The 17,910-nt window shown below is 57.2% G+C and carries 19 protein-coding genes and 1 tRNA gene; 8 read left to right on the top strand and 12 right to left on the bottom strand.

The genetic code is table 11. The features are described 5' to 3' along the window. The first annotated feature begins 130 nt into the window (after positions 1 to 130). Positions 131 to 808, top strand: coding sequence for a hypothetical protein (locus HYN24_RS00350; protein ID WP_117607432.1), 678 nt, complete (start codon positions 131 to 133; stop codon positions 806 to 808). 16 nt (positions 809 to 824) lie between these two features. Next, complete coding sequence (locus tag HYN24_RS00355; RefSeq protein WP_162888551.1) at positions 825 to 2,039, top strand: HD-GYP domain-containing protein; 1,215 nt, start codon at positions 825 to 827, stop codon at positions 2,037 to 2,039. On the opposite strand, the gene mutY is transcribed toward HYN24_RS00355, so the two are convergent. After that, positions 2,011 to 3,048 (bottom strand): A/G-specific adenine glycosylase, encoded by a 1,038-nt coding sequence (gene mutY, locus HYN24_RS00360; RefSeq protein WP_117607434.1) that lies wholly within the window; start codon positions 3,046 to 3,048, stop codon positions 2,011 to 2,013. The genes HYN24_RS00355 and mutY overlap by 29 nt on opposite strands. A 74-nt stretch (positions 3,049 to 3,122) precedes the next feature. Here mutY and HYN24_RS00365 point away from each other — a divergent pair, with 74 nt between their 5' ends. The 4 genes from HYN24_RS00365 (at position 3,123) to HYN24_RS00380 (ending at position 6,949) form a co-directional block, all read left to right on the top strand. Next, positions 3,123 to 3,620 carry a flavin reductase family protein gene (locus tag HYN24_RS00365; protein ID WP_117607435.1) on the top strand — a complete coding sequence of 166 codons (498 nt, stop codon included), beginning with the start codon at positions 3,123 to 3,125 and terminating at the stop codon, positions 3,618 to 3,620. Positions 3,621 to 3,666: 46 nt separating this feature from the next. Further along, positions 3,667 to 3,740 (top strand) — tRNA-Gly (locus HYN24_RS00370). A gap of 85 nt (positions 3,741 to 3,825) precedes the next feature. Beyond that, a complete protein-coding gene (locus tag HYN24_RS00375) occupies positions 3,826 to 5,820 on the top strand; it encodes a site-specific integrase (protein ID WP_117607436.1) in 1,995 nt (664 codons plus the stop codon). Positions 5,821 to 6,370: 550 nt separating this feature from the next. Continuing rightward, complete coding sequence (locus HYN24_RS00380; protein ID WP_117607437.1) at positions 6,371 to 6,949, top strand: recombinase family protein; 579 nt, start codon at positions 6,371 to 6,373, stop codon at positions 6,947 to 6,949. 37 nt (positions 6,950 to 6,986) lie between these two features. Here HYN24_RS00380 and HYN24_RS15725 read toward each other — a convergent pair whose 3' ends face one another. The 5 genes from HYN24_RS15725 to HYN24_RS00400 form a co-directional block, all read right to left on the bottom strand. Further along, a complete protein-coding gene (locus tag HYN24_RS15725; RefSeq protein ID WP_162888552.1) occupies positions 6,987 to 7,820 on the bottom strand; it encodes a hypothetical protein in 834 nt (277 codons plus the stop codon). A gap of 32 nt (positions 7,821 to 7,852) precedes the next feature. Continuing rightward, positions 7,853 to 8,845, bottom strand: a complete 993-nt coding sequence (locus HYN24_RS00385; RefSeq protein ID WP_117607438.1) for a DNA cytosine methyltransferase — start codon at positions 8,843 to 8,845, stop codon at positions 7,853 to 7,855. Between the two features lie 2 nt (positions 8,846 to 8,847). Beyond that, positions 8,848 to 9,126, bottom strand: coding sequence for an XRE family transcriptional regulator (locus HYN24_RS00390; protein ID WP_240327700.1), 279 nt, complete (start codon positions 9,124 to 9,126; stop codon positions 8,848 to 8,850). Positions 9,127 to 9,226: 100 nt separating this feature from the next. Next, positions 9,227 to 10,201, bottom strand: a complete 975-nt coding sequence (locus tag HYN24_RS00395) for an HNH endonuclease (protein ID WP_162888553.1) — start codon at positions 10,199 to 10,201, stop codon at positions 9,227 to 9,229. Positions 10,202 to 10,297: 96 nt separating this feature from the next. After that, positions 10,298 to 11,284 carry a hypothetical protein gene (locus tag HYN24_RS00400; protein ID WP_117607440.1) on the bottom strand — a complete coding sequence of 329 codons (987 nt, stop codon included), beginning with the start codon at positions 11,282 to 11,284 and terminating at the stop codon, positions 10,298 to 10,300. A 425-nt stretch (positions 11,285 to 11,709) separates the two neighbouring features. Between HYN24_RS00400 and HYN24_RS15730 the strand changes: the two genes are divergently transcribed. Then, positions 11,710 to 11,886, top strand: a complete 177-nt coding sequence (locus tag HYN24_RS15730; RefSeq protein WP_162888554.1) for a hypothetical protein — start codon at positions 11,710 to 11,712, stop codon at positions 11,884 to 11,886. A 66-nt stretch (positions 11,887 to 11,952) separates the two neighbouring features. On the opposite strand, the gene HYN24_RS00405 is transcribed toward HYN24_RS15730, so the two are convergent. From HYN24_RS00405 to rapZ, 5 genes are read right to left on the bottom strand one after another with little or no spacing between them, the layout of a single operon-like run. Then, entirely contained in the window at positions 11,953 to 12,585 is a 633-nt protein-coding gene (locus HYN24_RS00405; RefSeq protein ID WP_117610144.1) for an LON peptidase substrate-binding domain-containing protein, read from the bottom strand. Continuing rightward, positions 12,585 to 13,190 carry a flavin prenyltransferase UbiX gene (locus tag HYN24_RS00410; RefSeq protein ID WP_117607441.1) on the bottom strand — a complete coding sequence of 202 codons (606 nt, stop codon included), beginning with the start codon at positions 13,188 to 13,190 and terminating at the stop codon, positions 12,585 to 12,587. The genes HYN24_RS00405 and HYN24_RS00410 overlap by 1 nt, the downstream gene beginning before the upstream one ends. Then, positions 13,183 to 13,746, bottom strand: a complete 564-nt coding sequence (locus HYN24_RS00415) for a Gx transporter family protein (protein WP_117607442.1) — start codon at positions 13,744 to 13,746, stop codon at positions 13,183 to 13,185. The genes HYN24_RS00410 and HYN24_RS00415 overlap by 8 nt, the downstream gene beginning before the upstream one ends. Then, entirely contained in the window at positions 13,727 to 14,101 is a 375-nt protein-coding gene (locus tag HYN24_RS00420) for a NusG domain II-containing protein (RefSeq protein ID WP_117607443.1), read from the bottom strand. The genes HYN24_RS00415 and HYN24_RS00420 overlap by 20 nt, the downstream gene beginning before the upstream one ends. Continuing rightward, positions 14,101 to 14,946, bottom strand: coding sequence for an RNase adapter RapZ (rapZ, locus tag HYN24_RS00425; protein ID WP_117607444.1), 846 nt, complete (start codon positions 14,944 to 14,946; stop codon positions 14,101 to 14,103). Before rapZ ends, HYN24_RS00420 begins: the two co-directional genes overlap by 1 nt. A 70-nt stretch (positions 14,947 to 15,016) precedes the next feature. Between rapZ and HYN24_RS00430 the strand changes: the two genes are divergently transcribed. After that, entirely contained in the window at positions 15,017 to 16,201 is a 1,185-nt protein-coding gene (locus tag HYN24_RS00430; RefSeq protein WP_117610145.1) for a M20 aminoacylase family protein, read from the top strand. Between the two features lie 36 nt (positions 16,202 to 16,237). On the opposite strand, the gene HYN24_RS00435 is transcribed toward HYN24_RS00430, so the two are convergent. Next, positions 16,238 to 17,851 carry a methyl-accepting chemotaxis protein gene (locus tag HYN24_RS00435; RefSeq protein WP_117607445.1) on the bottom strand — a complete coding sequence of 538 codons (1,614 nt, stop codon included), beginning with the start codon at positions 17,849 to 17,851 and terminating at the stop codon, positions 16,238 to 16,240. Positions 17,852 to 17,910 lie beyond the last annotated feature (59 nt).

The raw sequence follows: 17,910 nt of genomic DNA on the forward strand, positions 1-17,910 counted from the left end.
GAGTTTTTCACCGTGTTATGCGAATCGTGCGGCTGCGCGAAAATGGACGGAAATCGTCATCCTTACAATGGCTTGCCATGTCATTCAGTCAATTTGGCTATGTCTCGCGACAGCCTGCTAGAATCACCGGATGTACAAGCAGACACGCACCGACCCGCTCAAGCCAGGCATGCATCGCAGCTTGCCGAAAATTTGCTCAATGGAAAATCGATCCCTGACCGCCTTGGCTGGTCTGATCGTCTTGCTGGCCATGCCCTGCGCCGGACTGGCGGCGGATGGTGCGGCCAGTGATGATCAGGAAGCCGCCTGGCAGGAGCGGCTCGATAAGGCCGAAGCGATGCGGGCCGAGGGCAGGGCACGTCAGGCGGCAGCCGATCAGTTGCTGGAGGAAAGAAATACGGCCTGCGCCAAAAAATTCCTCATCAACGATTGCCGTAATGCGGCGGCGCGTGAGCATCTGAAGACCGTACGCGAGACCCGCCGGCTGGAAAACGACGGCCGCAAGCTCGAGCGCGCCGTCAAGAAGGAGCAAATGGTCGAGCGCGACAAACAACGTGTCGAAGAATTGCCGCGCCGTGAGGCCGATCTGGCGTTGCGTCAGGCGGAATCGACGGCTGCCCGTCAGGCTGCCGAAGAGAAGCGGGCGGCAACGCAGGCCAGCAAGGCCGCCAAGGCCGCCGAGGGTGAGCAGCGCAAACTGGCGGCGGCGGAAAAGCAGCGCAAAAAGCAGGCCGATCACGATGCCCGGGTGGCCAAAAAAATGCAGCAAGCAGAGCAACGCGCCGCCCAGGCCGCCGAGAAAAAATAGCCGGTATCGCCACAGCATGATTCGCAAGATAGCCATCGACCAGTTGCTGCCCGACATGTATGTCGTGGACCTGCACAAGGGCTGGCTCGATCATTCGCTCTGGCAGTCGAAATTCAAGGTGCGCGACGAGGCGCATGTCTGGAAGCTCAAGGAAGATGGCATCAGCGAAGTCAGTATCGATACCGACAAGGGAATCGATCTGCCGCCGTCGCCGATAGCGCGCATCAACCAGATTGACCAGCGGCTCAAATCACTGGCGGAAATTCGGGCGACCACGCCACATCCTGTTTCGCTGGGTGAAGAGCGTCGCCGGGCCGGCCGCTTGATGCAGGAAGCGAGCGGCACGGTGAGCAGCCTGATGATCTCGGCGCGGGCCGGCCAGAAAGTCGATGCAGCCTACCTCGAGCCGGTGGTCAGCAAGATGATCGCCTCGGTCATTCGTAACCCGGATGCGCTGGTGCCGCTGGCCCGCCTCAAGGGCATGGATTCCTATGCCAACGATCACGCCGTGGCGACGGCCGCCCTGATCATTGCCTTTGGCCGTCATCAGGGCATGGCTGAACCGGAAATCGAAAAGCTGGCGCTCGGTACCATGGTCAAGGACATCGGCCACTCGGCCCTCGATTCGCGCCTGACGACCAAGCCGGGAGGCCTCTCCCACGCCGAGTTTTCGATCGTCCAGAGCCACGTTGAAGAAGGCCTGGCTGTGCTCGATGCTACCTCGCGCCTGCCTGAAACCGCGATCGCCGTTGTCCTCGAACATCACGAACGCTACAACGGCTGCGGCTATCCCTACCGGATGGCTGGCGACGAAATCTCGGTGGCCGGCCGCATGGCCGCCATTGTCGATACCTACGATGCGATGACTTCCGACCGTCCATACCGGGCCGCCATGTCGCCGGCGCACGCCCTGCGCCAGCTGTATGAGGAAAGCGGGACGCAATACGATCCGGCGCTGGTTGCCGCATTCGTCAAGACCGTCGGCATCTACCCGGTTGGCACGCTGGTCCTGCTCGACAGCGGGCATCTTGCCATGGTCGTCCAGGCTAACCCGGACAACATGCTGGCCCCCGTTGTTCGCGTCATCTACCACACCGGTCGGCAGCAATACGTGACGACGCCAGTCGATGTCGACCTGTCGCGCAAGATCGGCAACCACTACGGCCAGATTGTCCGGGCCGAAACCTTCGAACGCTGGGGGATCAGCCCCCTGCGCTGGCAACCTGCCTGATCAGTTTCTTGATCGGTGCCGGCACCCCGGCGTCGGCCGCCCGGCTGAGCGCCACCCATTCCAGCCCCGGCTCAGCCACCTGAAGGGCCGCGTCGACCTGGCATAGCATGGGCAACAGGGTCAGGCGGAAGTGGGTGAACGCATGTTTCAAGGGCGGCAGCCTGGTGGTCTCGCCAAGCGCCAGTCCGTAGCGCGCGGCGACCTCGGCTGGCTCCCCTTCCGGTGGTGCCAGCAGTCCGCCCCATAAACCGGAGGGTGGTCGCCGCTCGAGCAGCAGACGTTGCCCATCAGTGAGCAGGACAAAGCTTGAGCTGCGTTCCGGTACGGCAGGGCGTGCCTTCGCTTCCGGTAATTCACCCTGGCGGCCATCGCGCCTTGCCACGCAGCCGCTTGCCACCGGGCAGTCGCCACAGCGTGGCCGGCTGCGCGTGCATAGGGTCGCGCCGAGATCCATCAGGCCCTGTGTATAGACCTCGATATTGTTTTCCGGCAGTAAATCCTCGGCCAAGGCCCAGAGCTGGCGGTGAACAGCTGTTGCGCCGGGAAAGCCGGCAATGCCGAATTGCCGGCACAGCACCCGTTTGACGTTGCCGTCGAGAATCGCTGCCCGGCGACCAAAGGCAAAAGCGGCGATGGCCGCCGCCGTCGACCGGCCGATGCCCGGTAGTTCCTCAAGCTCCGCCGCGGAATTCGGGAAGATTCCGCCATAAGCCGTGGCAATTTGCCGGGCGCAACGATGCAGGTTGCGCGCCCGGGCGTAATAGCCGAGTCCCGCCCAGTGCTCGATTACCGCCTCGATCGGGGCCGCAGCCAGCGCCAGAACATCAGGAAAACTGGTGAGAAATCGGGCGTAATAAGGGATCACTGTGCTGACCTGGGTCTGCTGCAGCATGATCTCCGAAAGCCAGATACGGTAAGGGTCCTGCGTCTTCTGCCAGGGCAGGTCATGGCGGCCGGCAGTTTTCTGCCAGGCGATCAGGTCTTGGGTAAAACGGGTTAGGGCGGCCAAATTCTGCCTCGACGCAAGCTGCGGGAGAACGGATAATACGGCCTCTTTTTCTTCCGGCCTATCCGTCAGCCCCGATGACCCAACCGCAAAACGACAGCCGCGCCCTGCGCAACGCCCTGGGGCGCTTCGCCACCGGCGTCACCATCGTCACGGCTATCGACCCGGATGGCCATCCGATCGGCCTCACCGTCAATTCCTTCTCGGCCGTATCGCTCGAGCCGGCGCTCGTTCTCTGGTGCCTTGACAACAACTCGCACAACCTTGCCGCCTTCCGCCAGGCCAGCCACCACGCCATCAACATTCTGGCCGCTGACCAGCAAGACCTCTCCAATCGTTTCGCCACCTGGCCCACCGACCGCTTCGCCGGCCTTCCCTGGCAGGCTGGTGCTGGCGGCGCCCCGGTCTTCCCCGGTTGCTGCGCCACTTTTGAAATGGCCAACGTCAGCGAGCATGCTGCCGGCGACCACACCATCTTTGTCGGCCGGGTCGAGCGCTTCAACGAAACCGCCAACCTCGCCCCGCTGCTTTTCCACGCCGGCCGCTACGCCGCGCTGGCACCCGAAGAGGAATGATTGAACCGGCCGCCTTCTGCGCTTAGAATGCGGCCTTCAGCCCAGAGCGGGCGTCGTATAATGGTAATACCCTAGCTTCCCAAGCTAGAGCCGTGGGTTCGATTCCCATCGCCCGCTCCAACCATTTCCTAACTAGCTGTTCTGTATAGGAAATCGGTCAGCAAATCCCACCGCTACGTAACACTACTACGAAAGGGTAGTGCGAATGGCGAGGTCGGGTTATCTTTACCGCCGCTCAAGCGGTATCTATGTTGTCCGTATCTGTGTTCCCAAGCGCCTCCAGGCTGTTATAGGTCGTGGTGAGATTCATGTCTCTACCGGAGTTCGCGATCCAGCAACGGCTAAGGCTGCTGCGTTTCGTCTGCTGTCGCAGTGGCAGCAGCGTGTTTTGGAACTGGATGGAATGGACGTTCTCAAGGTTGTAGAAGGCTCTCCAGTGCTTGCTGGTGAAGGCGTGATTCGTCTTGCCGACTTTGCTCTGGCGCTCGGCATGGAGTCCAAGGCTCTGCTTATGGAGGTCGCCAATCATGGCGTAGTCCTCGTGTGCGTCGCCGATGGCTGGCAGGGTGTAGAGGTAGCCGATATTGCCGAGGTCGAGCGCGAGTCAGACGGTCAGTTCATTTTGAACAGTGTGGAAGAGATTGGCGAACCTGTCATGCTGACGGGCCAGCTTGTCTTGTTCGACACAGGACTGGCTGTCAGCCGATTTCTGAAGGACGGCGAGTATCTGGGTGAAGTGTTCTTCCGAGACGCGAAGCGGAAGCGTGCTGTCTTTTTCGATCCGGGTGAAAAAGTCGGAATCGATGCGCTGATGCTATCCAAGCGCGATGCAGAGCGTATCCGGCTGGCACTGAGCATGGGAGTCACACCGTCCATGCTGGACGCCGCCAAAGCGCTCCGGCAACCCTCCTTGCCCGCTCCTGCTCTTGCTCATGTCTATCCATCTGTGGTCGCTGGTCACAAGTATGGAGCGATGCGCGTTTCCGAGGTGCTGGATCGATTCCTCGCTGATAAGAAGGCGAGTTGGAAGGACGATCAATATCGCCGCATGGCTGGCATCTGCGGTGTGTTCGTCGAAATGATGGACGACCCGATGCTGGCTGATTTGGATCGTCCGATGATTGCCGAGTATCGGCGCAGGCTCCAAGAGCTGCCTGATGATCTGTATCAGGCCCGGCGTCGCTATGGTGTGACGAGCTTGGCGGAGTTGGTTGCTGCTGTCGAATCGGCTGGCGATCCGAGAATGGAACTGTCGTCTGCCAACCACTACATCCGCAGATTGTCGGAAATGCTGAATTGGGCAGTGACAGAAGAGTTGTTGTCGCGGAATCCAGCTTCTGGGGTCGGAGGCGGTGGCAAGCGTGACAAGCGGGAGCAGGACGAGCGCGGCGTTTTCGATGCCGACGATCTGGCCAAGATTTTCGGCGTCGAGTGGTTCAAGGAAGGCAAAGGGAAGGCTTCCGCGCGTGGCGCTTATCACAGCTACCAGCCACACTACTATTGGTTACCGTTGTTGGGTCTCTATACGGGTGGCCGTCTGAACGAGCTGGCCCAGTTGTATCTGGATGATGTCCAGCAAGATGATGCCGGCTGCTGGTATCTCGACTTCAACCTGAATGGCTCGGACAAGATTGATGCCGACCCCAAGGAAGAGCGCTCAGAGGGTGGCGACAAATCGCTGAAAACGATCAATTCTCAGCGCGTTGTTGCTTTGCATGATCGATTGGTTGAGCTTGGGTTGCCTGAGTATGTCGAGGCATTGCGCCGTGAGGGGCATGTCCGATTTTTTCCGGAATTGCGGTTTGACCAGATCAAGGGCTACGGCAAGGCCGCTGGATCTTGGTTCAATGAGCGGTTTCTTGGCACACGGCTGGAGATTCCCCGCGATGGCACCAAGACCTTTCATTCGCTGCGCCACATGTTCATTACGGGGTTGTTCGACGCCGAAGTGCCGGAGGCGACGGTGGCCCAAGTCGCGGGCCATGAGCGAGGCAAAACGATGTCTGCGAAGCGCTACCGGAAAGATCAGGTCGCCAGCAAACTTCAGCCGTATATCAATCGCGTTGAGTATCCGCTGCCGACGTTGGCACCGTTCGACGTTGCTGCCGGTGTGTTGGCCGTCGCGAGTGCTTTGGATCGAAAGAAGCGCCGTCGGAAACAGCAAGTCCGTAGCGAAAGCAGAACTGCTAACCAGCCCTAGTTATAGGGAGCATCTTGGCCTTGTGCTGGAATCGAGGGCTGGCGAGGGGAGCAGGGTGGTTTGCTCTGCACGCTCAGGCTGGATTTTCCGACTTTTCGCCACCGGTTGCTGCTTTTGCCTTGTCGGGGCGTGGGCAGGTCGAGCGTAGTCCGTCGATATGTTCCGTCAATCCAGCGGATACCTTCGCCTCTATAAGATTCTTGCCATCAGGACCGGATTGATGAAGGGATTACTTCCGACCTTTTCGGGGCTGGGTAGGACTTCGATCCTATAAGACACATCGCTTTTTCGGGGTAACTTAGGGATAACTTTTAGAAACTTTCTTATGTCGCTCGATCTAGGTAAAACACTCGTTACGCATCAGTTTAGCTAGGCAAAAAATCAGCTAAATAGTCTTTTCGCAAATTGTGTTCGTGCAGTTGGAAATCGACCGTATTCCGGCAGTGTCGGCACCTATATCGCCAGACTGTCGGAAATATAGTCCTTGGCTTTCCTAACAGGCCATTCTATTCTGACACCGGTTTCTAACAGTTTAGACGGGGTGAGGGTAATGGCACATTTTGGATACGGTCGCGTTTCAACGACACAACAGACAACGGACAACCAGCGGCTTGAACTTGAACAAGCCGGCTACCAGATCGAACCGGATTTCTGGTTCGCCGATGAAGGGATCAGTGGCAAGGTCGCCGCATCTCAGCGTCCGGCATTCAAGGCGATGCTTGGTCAGATACGCAAGGGGGAAACACTGGTCGTATCCAAACTTGATAGGCTTGGGCGGGATGCAATCGACGTTCTGCAGACGGTTCGGCAACTGGCAGATCGTGGCATTAAGGTCGTCGTCCTTCAACTCGGCAACACCGACCTTACGGCACCGGCAGGTAAATTGTTGTTGTCGATGCTGGCGGCAGTGGCGGAGATGGAACGCGACCTTCTGGTCGAGCGCACGCAGGCCGGTTTGGCTCGGGCGAAGGCTGAAGGAAAGACGCTCGGCAGGCCCACAAAAACGACGCCAGACGAACGATCAGAGATTCGACGTAGGTTGGGTGCCGGAGAATCCGTAAGCGCTCTAGCGCGCGCCTACGGGGTTTCTCGGGCGAACATCATTGGTGTTCGTGAGAGCAGCCGTTAGTCTTTTCATTAACGCTGCTCTCATGGAGCGCGAAAGTCTATTGACCGCTCAATCTGCGCTCCAATTGCGCCTTATCCGACAAAAGAGGAAATGGATAAGTGCATAGAGTTGCCTGATTTCGGATAGTGGGGTGGGTAGTCTGAGTCCGAACGTCCCAGCGAATACTCCGAAGTTCAGCTATTAAATCGTTTAATTCATGCGGCGTTGTTCCAATATCTGCTGCCATTTTTTCAGAAGAAACGAAATCACCACAATTCTCCGAGTTGCCAACGTATTCTATAGATTTTTCGAACGCATTTTTTCTTGCTCGAGAGAACGCTGTTTTAACAATCACCGTGTCTCCACGGTTCGCATAATGTCCGTAAATATCAATCAGGGTAAAAAACTGTGTGCCTCGGGTTATTGCTGATTCCAAGATACTCCATATTCTGAACACATCATCTGGTGTGGTTACGTGAGCTGAGCAAACAACTGTTTCAAGATCAATAAGATACTTTGTTAAGCCTGAGATATTTATGGTTAGTTCTTTTTGTTCGCGCTTTGGCGCTGAAATGCTGCGTATATCTATTTCAAGTCTATTTGAACTCCGAAACTCATCTATCTTGAAGAAGTTCCAGCCAAGCTCAAGAGAAGGTTTTGTTGTTAGTATTTTCTTGTTAAAAAACCCCTCAAAACCAACAAAGTAATTTCTTTCCTCGTTTGTGTTGCTAGGTTCCGCATCGAAAAGAGATACGTTGGGGAATCGCGCTTCAATTTCCTTTGCGGCAACCTTTCGGTAGCTATTGGTTCTATCACGCTGCCGTTGCTTGAAGGTTGATTGGAAACCCAATGGCCTTAACTTAAAGGTGAGATGTTCTGGTGTGCGAAGCACTTGCTCTCTTACTGATGTGGCAATAACGTAAGCTAACCTTGGGGGACGGAGTTTCCAATCTGCTCCATTGCCTTGCCAAAGGTTCCTTCAATTAAGTAGTTATCGGGGAATGTCTGAAGGCGCTTAAGTTCATTTATAGTGAAGTGGCGATTTTTCCAGTGAAAGGGGCCGGTAAATTTTCCTGGCTGCGCTTTGAGCGTTCGGCAGGGAGCGTTTCTATCGGCTTTGTAAAGGAAGTCTGAAAACTTCGAACGCCATGCAAAGTAAGGTTTTGGATAACCCATTTCCCGGGTAAAAAATGAATAATTAAGTCCTTCGGGAACCATGGGGAGAAGATGTCCATACAAACCACCTAATTCATGCTCTTGCTCATCAGCGTTTTGTAGATCTTTAATAGCATCAAAGACAGTGACTAGTTTATTTCCTGAATCTGAATCTGGGCCATGTGTAGGAAGTGGGAATGTGAATAACGACTCCCCTTTCTTTACACCGACAATAATGAGCCTTTCGCGGTGCTGCGGAACACCATAGTCTGCTGAATCTACAATTTGAGCTTCAAGCTGATATCCGAGTTTTGAGAAGGAGGCGCAAATTTCTCGCCATGGCCCACCATTGTTGGCACCGGGAAGGCCATAAACGTTCTCAAAAACAAATACCCTTGGTTTTAATGATTCAAGAATGCGGCAGTAGGATTCAAAAAGACGCCCACGTTGATCCTCGGTGCCTAAAACCCCACCAGACCGTCGGCCTGCTGCTGAAAAAGTTTGGCAAGGGGGACCTCCGATAATGCATTCAATACCCATGTTTTGATATGGGGTAGGGTCGAACTCACGAATATCAATACAATGAATATCTGCGCCATTTTTATAGACAACGTTATTTGAACGATTTGCTAAAAGCGTTTTGCAGTAGGCAGACTCGAGTTCAACGCATGCAACAATTTCAAATCCTGCATCGTGAAAGCCAATGTCAAGACCGCCGGCACCTGAAAACAAGCTCAGAGTTTTAATTTTTTCGTTAAGCATTTCTATATTTGACCGCTTGAAATTGATGTTTTCTGATAATCGCTTCTGAGGTTTTCGGTTCTCTTGTTTGGAATTGTTATTCCAGAAATTACTTCTTTAAAATCAATCCCTTGATCTGCCATTGCTCCCATCAAACTCACAATGATTGCAAAATGAGGGGGAACTTCACCATGGCTTGAATAGTTCGTAATTGAGTTCGGATTGAGTGATAGCAAATGAGCGAATTCTTTCGCAGTCAGCCCCGCCTTGCCTAGTAAGCGTCTGAATTCTTTGTATGTCATAGCCAATTGGGCTGTCCTACAACTGAACATCACAGATAGATGGTCATTATCACACGATTGACTGTGATCGCCACAGAAATTCGTGTGTTAGGTTGCGTGACTACACCCATTCGTAGCGTTCTTCGTAGTATTTGTAGCGCCCTTCAAGCATTGCAGCTCGAGGCTTGGCTGCAGCGTCACTTGGCATAGTCATCGCCTTGAAGGTCGTATCCAGAAACCGCTGCACTATAGGGTCTGATTTAGCGAGAGCAACCAAGTCGGGGTGGAACTTAACGGCATAGGAATTTGGGTCAATCCAGATTTTGAAGGCATCGAATGCCGTGTGGTGATTACAACATAGGGCAATTCCGTTCCAGACCTTGTCAAGGGACCCAGGAGCGGAGGCTGGATAGATGTGAGCGCCTTGAACCATACCGGCGCCCAATCCGCATAACGCGCACTTTTTTTGGTAGGCGGTCACGACTGCTTGGCCGAAGGCGCTATTTCGAATCACTTGAGAAACGGCCCGTCTTGCGCGTTCCTTTCCGCCTTCCGTTTCATCTTCAAGAAGTCCGGCAGCAATTGCGGCGGTAGCAATTTCTCCCGAAGTGCTACTAATCACGGTTGAATCTATACCTCGGTAAAGGAGTTCTACGTAAGTCGGCAGCAATGATGGTTGGAAGGCAAAGATCTGTTCTTGGTTGGACGAGGTATAAATTGCCCAGCCATTGGCTAACGCTTCCTTCACGACAGAGTCGCGGAATAGAATCGAAAACCGTGCTTCTCTACCGAGACGGCTTGCACCTTGCGTGGCCACAAATATGGCTTGGTTATCTTTTTCCCAGTATCCGAGTAGTATCGGTAACGCACCTGCCGGTGCTTCAACTGGTTTCCGGCTACCGGGATTTTGGAAGCGCAGTTCATATGCCTTACGGGCATGGCTTCCTACTAATGAGGCGTGAATTGCTACTCTTACAATGGAGCCATCTGTAAGTTTTACGTTAGCAGTTCCAGGCCACCCGTCATCTGCTTTTGCGACAGTGATAGCAGGGCCTGCCAGATTACAAATTTTCTTAAAAAGATCTTCTCGCGACATAAAGTAACCCCAAGGAGCGAACATGAATTCATCATGTGGAATGCTCCTCCGGGTCGCGGAACGTGTCAATGCAAAGGAAAGCCACTGTAGTCGGTGTTACCAACTTCCCCAAGTGTTGCCATAAGGCATCGATTGACTCGACTTTTTAAATTTGCGAGTCAGATCATCCAAACGAATCTGGATCATGCGGTTGCCGACTTTGTGCCTATGATGGCCATCGACGTTAATCAGGGGTTCGTGACTGGCCGCATGGCTTCCGACATTTTTCAGGGTGTCTAAGGCCAGCCGCATTCTAGTGGCTTCGAGCAAGTCAGCCATGCGTGGATTCCACGATCTCAGCTTGGGCATGGAGCATGGCTTGATGTCAGGCCTTGCTAAGCGAAAGTAAGGCCCCAACTGCCGGAAATCGAAACCAAATAGACTGTTCGGACTGGTCAGGCCGAAAAATCTGCAGCCAGTGCTGGTCAGATTCAGTTCTAATCGACATCGCCATTTATTGGGTAGCAGAGCTGTTTTGTTGTCTATGACCTTGGCGTAGAGCCGCATGAACGCATAATTGGCTAGATCCGGGTCTGCATAGATCGGGTCTGCATGGCCGAGATACAACGTTTCGTTGGCGTTGGCTCGCCGCTCGACAATGTGTGTAAAGACTGGCTCGGCATGTTTCCGACCTTTTGAAACACGCGTGGCAACTTGCAGTCCCGGGCCTTGCCATGGGTAAAGATGGGAGATCAGCCACTGGCGAATGTTCTCGATCATCGCCTTACGCTGTTCGAGCGACGAGCAGCCTTTGGGCGTGAAGTCGTAAAAAACTTCGATGCTGTCAAACTGTGCTTCTGGCAGCTCCTTAGCAACGGTTTTAATCTCACTGACAGTTGGCTCCTGAATAGTCAGTAGCATGCCGTCTGAGCTACCAGCACGTAGTGGTGTGGTTTTCGTCTTGGAGGCGGGAAGCGGAAGCGCCTTTGCCGTGCGGCTGAAAAATCGGACGAAATCTATGCCACAGCTTTTCTTGTAGCTATCGAAGATGGGATCGGAAGGAGCAGATGTCATCGCAGCAGGGGTAAGCAGAAAGGCAGGCATTGTAGGGGCCGGGATCACGCAATAGAACCCTCATGCGCGGGTTTGGATCGAGTCTCACCCGTTAGCAGCCCTGGCAGGGCATAATCGGCAACGTTGAACTACTACGAAAGCGTCCTGCGACGATAAGAGTAGTAGATTTTGAGTCCTATTTAATCAATGTGTTATGTGGTGCTTGGGTTTGGGGTAGTCTCCCATCGCCCGCTCCACATCGAATTCACGCAGGCCGTTGATCTGAAAAAGAAAAAGCCAACCGACGCAGGTTGGCTTTTTTGTTGCCCATGCAAAGAAAATGGCCTGTTCTGATGCCCGAATTATCGATTGTGCAACGCATTAATATGTTTGCCCATGCGTTGCAAGCCTGTTCCTGAAAGCCTAAAGTTGAGGTGTTGCAATGCAGCATATTATTTGCAGGAAAAGGAAACGTCATGCCTCACACTCATACCAAGGCCGAAGCCATTCACGATGCGATCGAGGGATATCAGGCGGCTTATCACCATGTGCCCGATGCCCACGAAAAAGCCCGCTTGATCTCCGATACGGTCAAGCAGTGGGAGCATGAGGAAGTTGAAATCCTGCACGCGGCGGATCATCCGCAAAACTAGTAGCTCCTTCCGTCAGTGCGATGACATTAAATTGACGGAACGAACTACGAGGCCGACTGCCGGCGTTTAGCCGAGCAGTTTGCGCTGGTCGAGGTATTTTTCGAGAATTTCGAGGCGGGCCAGCGGGTCGTCGAGTTCGAGCAATTTTTGCTTGGCGAGATTCTGGATGGGCAGGACTTCGGTGATCCGGTGGCCGACCCATTCGGCGTCGTCGTAGCGGTGCGGTTCGGGCAGGCGCTCGAGGCCGAGGTCGGCGGCGACGCGGCGGAGCAGGGGGACGAGTCGCTGGCGTTCGGGCGGCAGGGCTTTCGGGCTCGGTTCGGCCAATAGTTCAACGCTGGCTTCGAGTTGATTGGCCGGGCCAAGGCTGGTTTCGATAATACGGAACCGGCGTCCGCCAACGGCGGTGATCATCAAGATGCCGAGCTGTTCCATTTCCCAGCTGCCGATGGTGGCCAGCGTACCGACCTTGTGCGGTTCAGCCGTTGCGCCAACTTCGCTACCTTTTTCGATGAGACAGATGCCGAAGGGGGTGTTCTCCTTCATGCAGGCAGCGGCCATGTCGAGATAGCGTTGCTCGAAGATTTTCAATGGCAGGACGCTGCCGGGGAAAAGCACGGTATTGAGCGGAAAGAGCGGGATGCGCAGGGTCTGAACGGCATTGCCGGCCGGCGAACGGACGAAATCGAACCAGCCCATCACGCGCCCCAGCGCTGCATCAGCGTGTGCGGAACACCAATCTGGTCCATGACGCGGGCGACGATAAAATCGACGACGTCCTGCACGCTTTGCGGGTGGTGGTAAAAGCCGGGGCTGGGCGGCAGGATGACGACGCCGGCCCGCGACAGGCGCAGCATGTTTTCAAGGTGGATGGTCGAGAACGGCGTTTCACGGGGAACCAGTACCAGTTTGCGGCCTTCCTTGATGACGACGTCGGCAGCCCGTTCAATCAGATTGTCGGAAAGTCCCTGGGCGATGGCGGCCAGGGTGCCCATCGAGCAGGGGCAGACGACCATGGCATCGGGCGGGTTGGTGCCTGAAGCGACCGGGGCGAACCATTCTTCGCGGCCGTAGACGGCCAGATTTTCCGGGTTTGCGGCCGGAAACCGGGCGAGCAGGGCGGCTTTGGCTTCGCTCGGGCGCGACGGCAGTTCAAAATCCATTTCCTGCTTGCTGACCACCTGTGCCGCCTGCGAATAGAGCAGCTGGACGGTGCAGTCAGCGGCGAGCAGGCATTCGAGCAGGCGCAGGCCGTAGGGCATACCCGAGGCACCGGTCAGCGCGAGGCAAATTGTTTTAGGCATGGGTGGATTCCGAAAGCGCAGGTTCAGCCAGCAGTTTAGCTGCGATCAGGCCGTTGATGGTGCCGAAAACCAGCGCTGCGGCAGCGAATACCGGGGTGAGCAGGAAAACGCCATCGTGCGGAATCAGCCACAGGCGGGCGAGCAGCAACTGACCGCCGATATGGGAGAAGGCGGCGAGGATGGACAGGCTGACCGGGCCGAACCAGCGGGCTGGCAGATGGCGGGCCAGGCCGAGGGTGAGCAGGCTGAGCGTCGTGCCGGTCAGCGACAGGAAGAAACCGGGGGCGAGGAAATAGCCGAGAAGCAGGCTGCCGGCCAGCACCCGCAGGGCGCTGACCCACACCGCCGTACCCCAGCCGTAACGGGCCAGCACTACCAGCGTCACGATGTTGGCCAGCCCTGCTTTGACACCGGGCAGTGGCGAAGGAATCGCCGCATCGACCAGCGACAGCCCGACTGCCGCAGTGGCCAGCCAGGCGACGCGGCGGTCTTCGGCAGTGACCGTAAGTTGAGTCACCCCGGGCTGGGGCCCGGGGTCAATAACTGATCGAGTCATAGACCTTGGTCCGGCCGGCGATCTGGAGGCTGACGCGGTTGGGGGCGCAGATGGCGATTTCGCCCGGACGCATCAGCCAGCCCTGCTTGACACAGTACTGACGTGGGCCAGGGTCGGCGACGACGCGGGCGCGGCCCGGTTCGATGGCGATCAATGTGGTCCCAAGCGGGCCGGCAACCTCAAACTGCTTGCGGGCCTTGAGGTCCACTTCGGCAAATACCCGGCCTTCCTGGCGGATGATCGCCCGGTCGGCCAGCCCACCCTGCCAGAAAACCGGGATGCTGCTACCGACGGCCATAGCGCTGAGCAGGATGACCAGCCAGTCGCCGGGCCGGATCAGCGCCAGCCAGGGCATCAGCCACCAGCCAGCGTGCGGTGGCGGACGAGGACGCGGGCGCGCCTGGCGAACTCCCGGGCCAGCCATTCGGCGATATATACCGAGCGGTGCTGGCCTCCGGTACAGCCGATGGCGACAGTCAGATAGTTGCGGTTGTCGCGGATATAACTGGGCAGCCAGGTGGCAACGAAACGGCAGATATCGTCACGCATGCGGCGGACCTCGTCCTCGGCCTCCAGAAAGGTGATGACCGGCTGGTCGCGGCCCGTCATGGCGCGCAGGCCGGGGTCGTAATGCGGGTTGGGCAGGCAGCGGACGTCAAAAACGAGATCGGCATCGAGCGGGATGCCGTGCTTGAAACCGAAGGATTCAAACATCAGGGTCAGGCCCTGACCGGGTTCTGCCTCGATGAACTGGCGGACCCAGTCGCGCAGGGCATTGGCCTTGAGGCCGCTGGTGTCGATACGGTGGCCGAGATCGGAAATCGGCTCAAGCAGCTTGCGTTCGGCCCGGATGGCTTCATCCAGGGTCTGTCCGGTGGTGGCCAGTGGGTGCCGGCGACGCGACTCGGAATAGCGTTTGAGGAGGGTTTCTTCGTTGGAAAAGAGGAACAGGAAGGTAACCTTGATGCCGCCTTCATTGAGCTTGTCGAGCTTGGCCGGCAGCAGTTCGATACCATCTCCGGAGCGGGCATCGATGGCCACCGCTACCTTACTGACATTTTCTTCCTCGAGCATGCCGGCAAGCACCGTCAGCATGACCACCGGCAGATTGTCCACGCAATAGTAGCCGGCGTCCTCCAGCAGATTGAGGGCGACGGACTTGCCGGACCCGGAAAGTCCGCTGATCAGTATGAGTTCCATGGGGGCAGAGCATAATCAAGGCGGCGCAGCGTATCAACCCGCGGCATAATATAAAAAAATGGAGATGATCATGCCCACGGCACTTCCTTTGCTCGACCTGCCTTTCCTGGCGGAACTGACGGCGCTGCGCCGCGATATCCACGCCCACCCCGAACTGGCCTTCAACGAGAACCGCACGGCCGACATCGTCGCCCGCGAACTGGAAGCCTATGGTCTGGAAGTGCATCGCGGCATTGCCAAAACCGGTGTCGTTGGCATTTTGCGCGCCGGGACATCGAAGAAAATGGTCGGCTTGCGCGCCGACATGGATGCCCTGCCGCTCGCCGAGATGAACGAATTCCCGCATCACTCACGGCATCAGGGAAAGATGCATGCCTGTGGCCACGATGGTCACACCGCCATGCTCCTTGGCGCGGCGCGTTATCTGGCCGGGAAGCCGGATTTCGACGGTATCGCCGTGTTCATCTTCCAGCCAGCCGAGGAATCCGAGGGCGGCGCGGCGGTGATGATCGAAGATGGGCTGTTCGAGCGTTTCCCGGTCGAGGCAGTGTTCGGCCTGCATAACTGGCCGGGCATTCCCGTCGGGGAGATGGCGGTCATGCCGGGGCCGGTGATGGCCGGTACCTGTGCCTTCGAGATCATCGTGCGTGGCCACGGCTGCCACGCTGCCATGCCGCATCAGGGGGTGGACTCCATCGTCGCCGGAGCGCAACTGGTGCAGGCCTTGCAAACGGTGGTCAGCCGAACACTGCATCCGTGTGAATCGGCCGTGGTCAGCGTGACGCAATTCCATGCCGGCGAGGCCTGGAACATCATTCCCGAAGAGGTCGTGCTGCGCGGCACCATCCGCAGTTTCAAGCCGGCCGTTCAGGAGGGCATCGAGCGCGCCGTCGAGCGTCTGTGCAGCGGCATCGCCGCGGCCAACGGTGCGCAGATCGGTGTCAAGTTTGACCATCGCTATCCGCCGACGGTCAACAGCGTCAATGAGGCGAAATTCTGTCAGACGGTGGCGGCCGAGGTGTTCAAGCCGGAGCGCGTGCTGACCGACATCCTGCCCTCAATGGGGGCCGAGGATTTCGCCTACATGCTCAACGAAAAGCCGGGCTGCTACGTCTGGCTCGGCAATGGGCCGGGTACCGGCGGCTGTACCCTGCATAACCCGCATTATGATTTCAACGACGAGTTGCTGACGCTCGGCGCCAGCTACTGGGTGCGCCTCGTTCAGCGCTATCTGCCGGTCAGTCCAGTGGCCTGAACAGGAAATCCGCGGGGGCTTCTTGCCCCCGCCGGGCTACAGCGTAAACCGCGAAACTTGCTGGGACAGTGCGTCGGACATCGTTTTCAGGCGCTCGGCCGAGGCGACTACGCCCTGCATGGCACGGGCACCATCCTCGATCAGTTTGCGCGCCTGTTCGATATGCGTCTGCATCTCGCTCTCGTTCTTGTACTCGAGACTGATCGACTCGGTGATGCGGGCAACGACTTCCCTGACTTCGAGCGAACTGCCGTTCATTCGGTCGAAGGCTTCGCGCGCCTGATTGGAGAGCTGAACACTCTCATCAACCTGGTGGATGCCGGCTTCCATCGCCTGTGCAGCACGTGAAGTGCCGGCGTGGATACTTTCGACCATGGCGGAAATTTCAGCCGTGGACTTCGAGGTGCGCTCGGCAAGTTTGCGTACCTCGTCGGCGACGACAGCGAAGCCGCGTCCCTGCTCGCCAGCCCGGGCGGCCTCAATGGCGGCATTGAGCGCCAGCAGATTGGTCTGGCCGGCGATGTCGGAAATGACGCCGAGAATTGAATTGATCTGGGTGGAAAGGGTATTCAGTTCGCGAATATGCTGGGCCGTCACCTGCACCGAAGCGGCCATGGATTTCGTTTCTTCGGCTGCCTTGCCCGCCAGTGCTGCGCCGCTGCCTGAAATCTCACTTGAATTGTGGGCGATTGTCTCAGCCTCCTTGACGGCCCCCATGACCTCCTGAAGGCTGGCAAAAATACTTTGACCATTGCTCACCATGCTCCGCGCCACGGCCAGCTGCTGATCGTTGCCGTTCGCCACATGACTCGTGGCCGTGGCCATCTGGACGGCCGTCTGTGCGACATCGCGGGCATGGCCGGCGAGGGAGCCAACCAGTTCACGAAGCTGGGCCTGCATGGCGGCGAGTCCGGCCAGCAGGCTGTCCCGGTCGCCATGGGCGAGTGTGATTGGCTGGGTCAGGTCGCCGGTTGCCACGGCATTGGCGACCTGGCGGGCATAGCCCGGCTCCCCGCCCAACTCGCGGCGGACATAGGCCAGCATGGTGACGACGCTGGCGATACCGACAATGATGGCCAGGGCCGAGAGCACGAGGGCGATGTTCTGGATCTGCTCGGCCTTGCTGGCCACTTCCTGACGCTGCGTATTGGTCGCTTTGTCGATGACCTCGAGATCGTCGAGCAGTGCCTTCTTCAAGCTTCGCCATGCGGGTGTTTCCTTACTGTTGACCAGTGCCTTGGCTTCGTCGAGATGACCCGCCTTGAGTGCCGCCAGCACCTCGCCCTGAGCGTCGGCCTGCGCCTGGGCGAGCGGGCCAAGGCGGGCCAGTGAACTGGTGAATCCGTCGACCGAGGAAGCGGCCTGGGTTGCACTGTTGCGCGCCGCGCTGAAATCCTTGCGCGCCTTTTCCAGGTTTTCGTAGGCCTTGGGGTTGGTCGGGTCGAGAACACAGTTGCGCAGTGCCTGACCCATTTGCAGGCCCTGGCTATACATGTCCTGATAACCGTGCTGGAGGGCGCCGATGCCATCGAGGAAACTGCCAAAGCGGGCCGAGGTGCTGCGCAGGCCACTATTGGCGACGACTACGGCGGTGATGAAGGCGGCCATGATCAAGGCCATGCCGAGCAGAAGGCGGTTACGGAAGCTCATTGCCAAACCCCTCTTTTTAATTAGAGTTCAATTATACGGCTGGGCAATTTTGCCAGCCA

This window comes from Dechloromonas sp. HYN0024 (assembly GCF_003441615.1).
In the GTDB taxonomy this organism is placed as follows: Bacteria; Pseudomonadota; Gammaproteobacteria; order Burkholderiales; family Rhodocyclaceae; genus Azonexus.

What these genes read in the sequence shown, in the direction of transcription:
- HYN24_RS00365 (WP_117607435.1), top strand. Translation starts at nt 3,123, where the DNA reads ATGACCCAACCGCAAAACGACAGCCGCGCCCTGCGCAACGCCCTGGGG.
- HYN24_RS00395 (WP_162888553.1), bottom strand. Translation starts at nt 10,201, where the DNA reads ATGTCGCGAGAAGATCTTTTTAAGAAAATTTGTAATCTGGCAGGCCCT.
- HYN24_RS00430 (WP_117610145.1), top strand. Translation starts at nt 15,017, where the DNA reads ATGCCCACGGCACTTCCTTTGCTCGACCTGCCTTTCCTGGCGGAACTG.
- HYN24_RS00380 (WP_117607437.1), top strand. Translation starts at nt 6,371, where the DNA reads ATGGCACATTTTGGATACGGTCGCGTTTCAACGACACAACAGACAACG.
- HYN24_RS00400 (WP_117607440.1), bottom strand. Translation starts at nt 11,284, where the DNA reads ATGCCTGCCTTTCTGCTTACCCCTGCTGCGATGACATCTGCTCCTTCC.
- HYN24_RS00375 (WP_117607436.1), top strand. Translation starts at nt 3,826, where the DNA reads ATGGCGAGGTCGGGTTATCTTTACCGCCGCTCAAGCGGTATCTATGTT.
- HYN24_RS00385 (WP_117607438.1), bottom strand. Translation starts at nt 8,845, where the DNA reads ATGCTTAACGAAAAAATTAAAACTCTGAGCTTGTTTTCAGGTGCCGGC.
- HYN24_RS00415 (WP_117607442.1), bottom strand. Translation starts at nt 13,746, where the DNA reads ATGACTCGATCAGTTATTGACCCCGGGCCCCAGCCCGGGGTGACTCAA.
- HYN24_RS00405 (WP_117610144.1), bottom strand. Translation starts at nt 12,585, where the DNA reads ATGGGCTGGTTCGATTTCGTCCGTTCGCCGGCCGGCAATGCCGTTCAG.
- HYN24_RS00355 (WP_162888551.1), top strand. Translation starts at nt 825, where the DNA reads ATGATTCGCAAGATAGCCATCGACCAGTTGCTGCCCGACATGTATGTC.
- HYN24_RS00350 (WP_117607432.1), top strand. Translation starts at nt 131, where the DNA reads ATGTACAAGCAGACACGCACCGACCCGCTCAAGCCAGGCATGCATCGC.
- HYN24_RS00410 (WP_117607441.1), bottom strand. Translation starts at nt 13,190, where the DNA reads ATGCCTAAAACAATTTGCCTCGCGCTGACCGGTGCCTCGGGTATGCCC.
- HYN24_RS15730 (WP_162888554.1), top strand. Translation starts at nt 11,710, where the DNA reads ATGCCTCACACTCATACCAAGGCCGAAGCCATTCACGATGCGATCGAG.
- HYN24_RS00435 (WP_117607445.1), bottom strand. Translation starts at nt 17,851, where the DNA reads ATGAGCTTCCGTAACCGCCTTCTGCTCGGCATGGCCTTGATCATGGCC.
- HYN24_RS00390 (WP_240327700.1), bottom strand. Translation starts at nt 9,126, where the DNA reads ATGACATACAAAGAATTCAGACGCTTACTAGGCAAGGCGGGGCTGACT.
- rapZ (WP_117607444.1), bottom strand. Translation starts at nt 14,946, where the DNA reads ATGGAACTCATACTGATCAGCGGACTTTCCGGGTCCGGCAAGTCCGTC.
- HYN24_RS00420 (WP_117607443.1), bottom strand. Translation starts at nt 14,101, where the DNA reads ATGCCCTGGCTGGCGCTGATCCGGCCCGGCGACTGGCTGGTCATCCTG.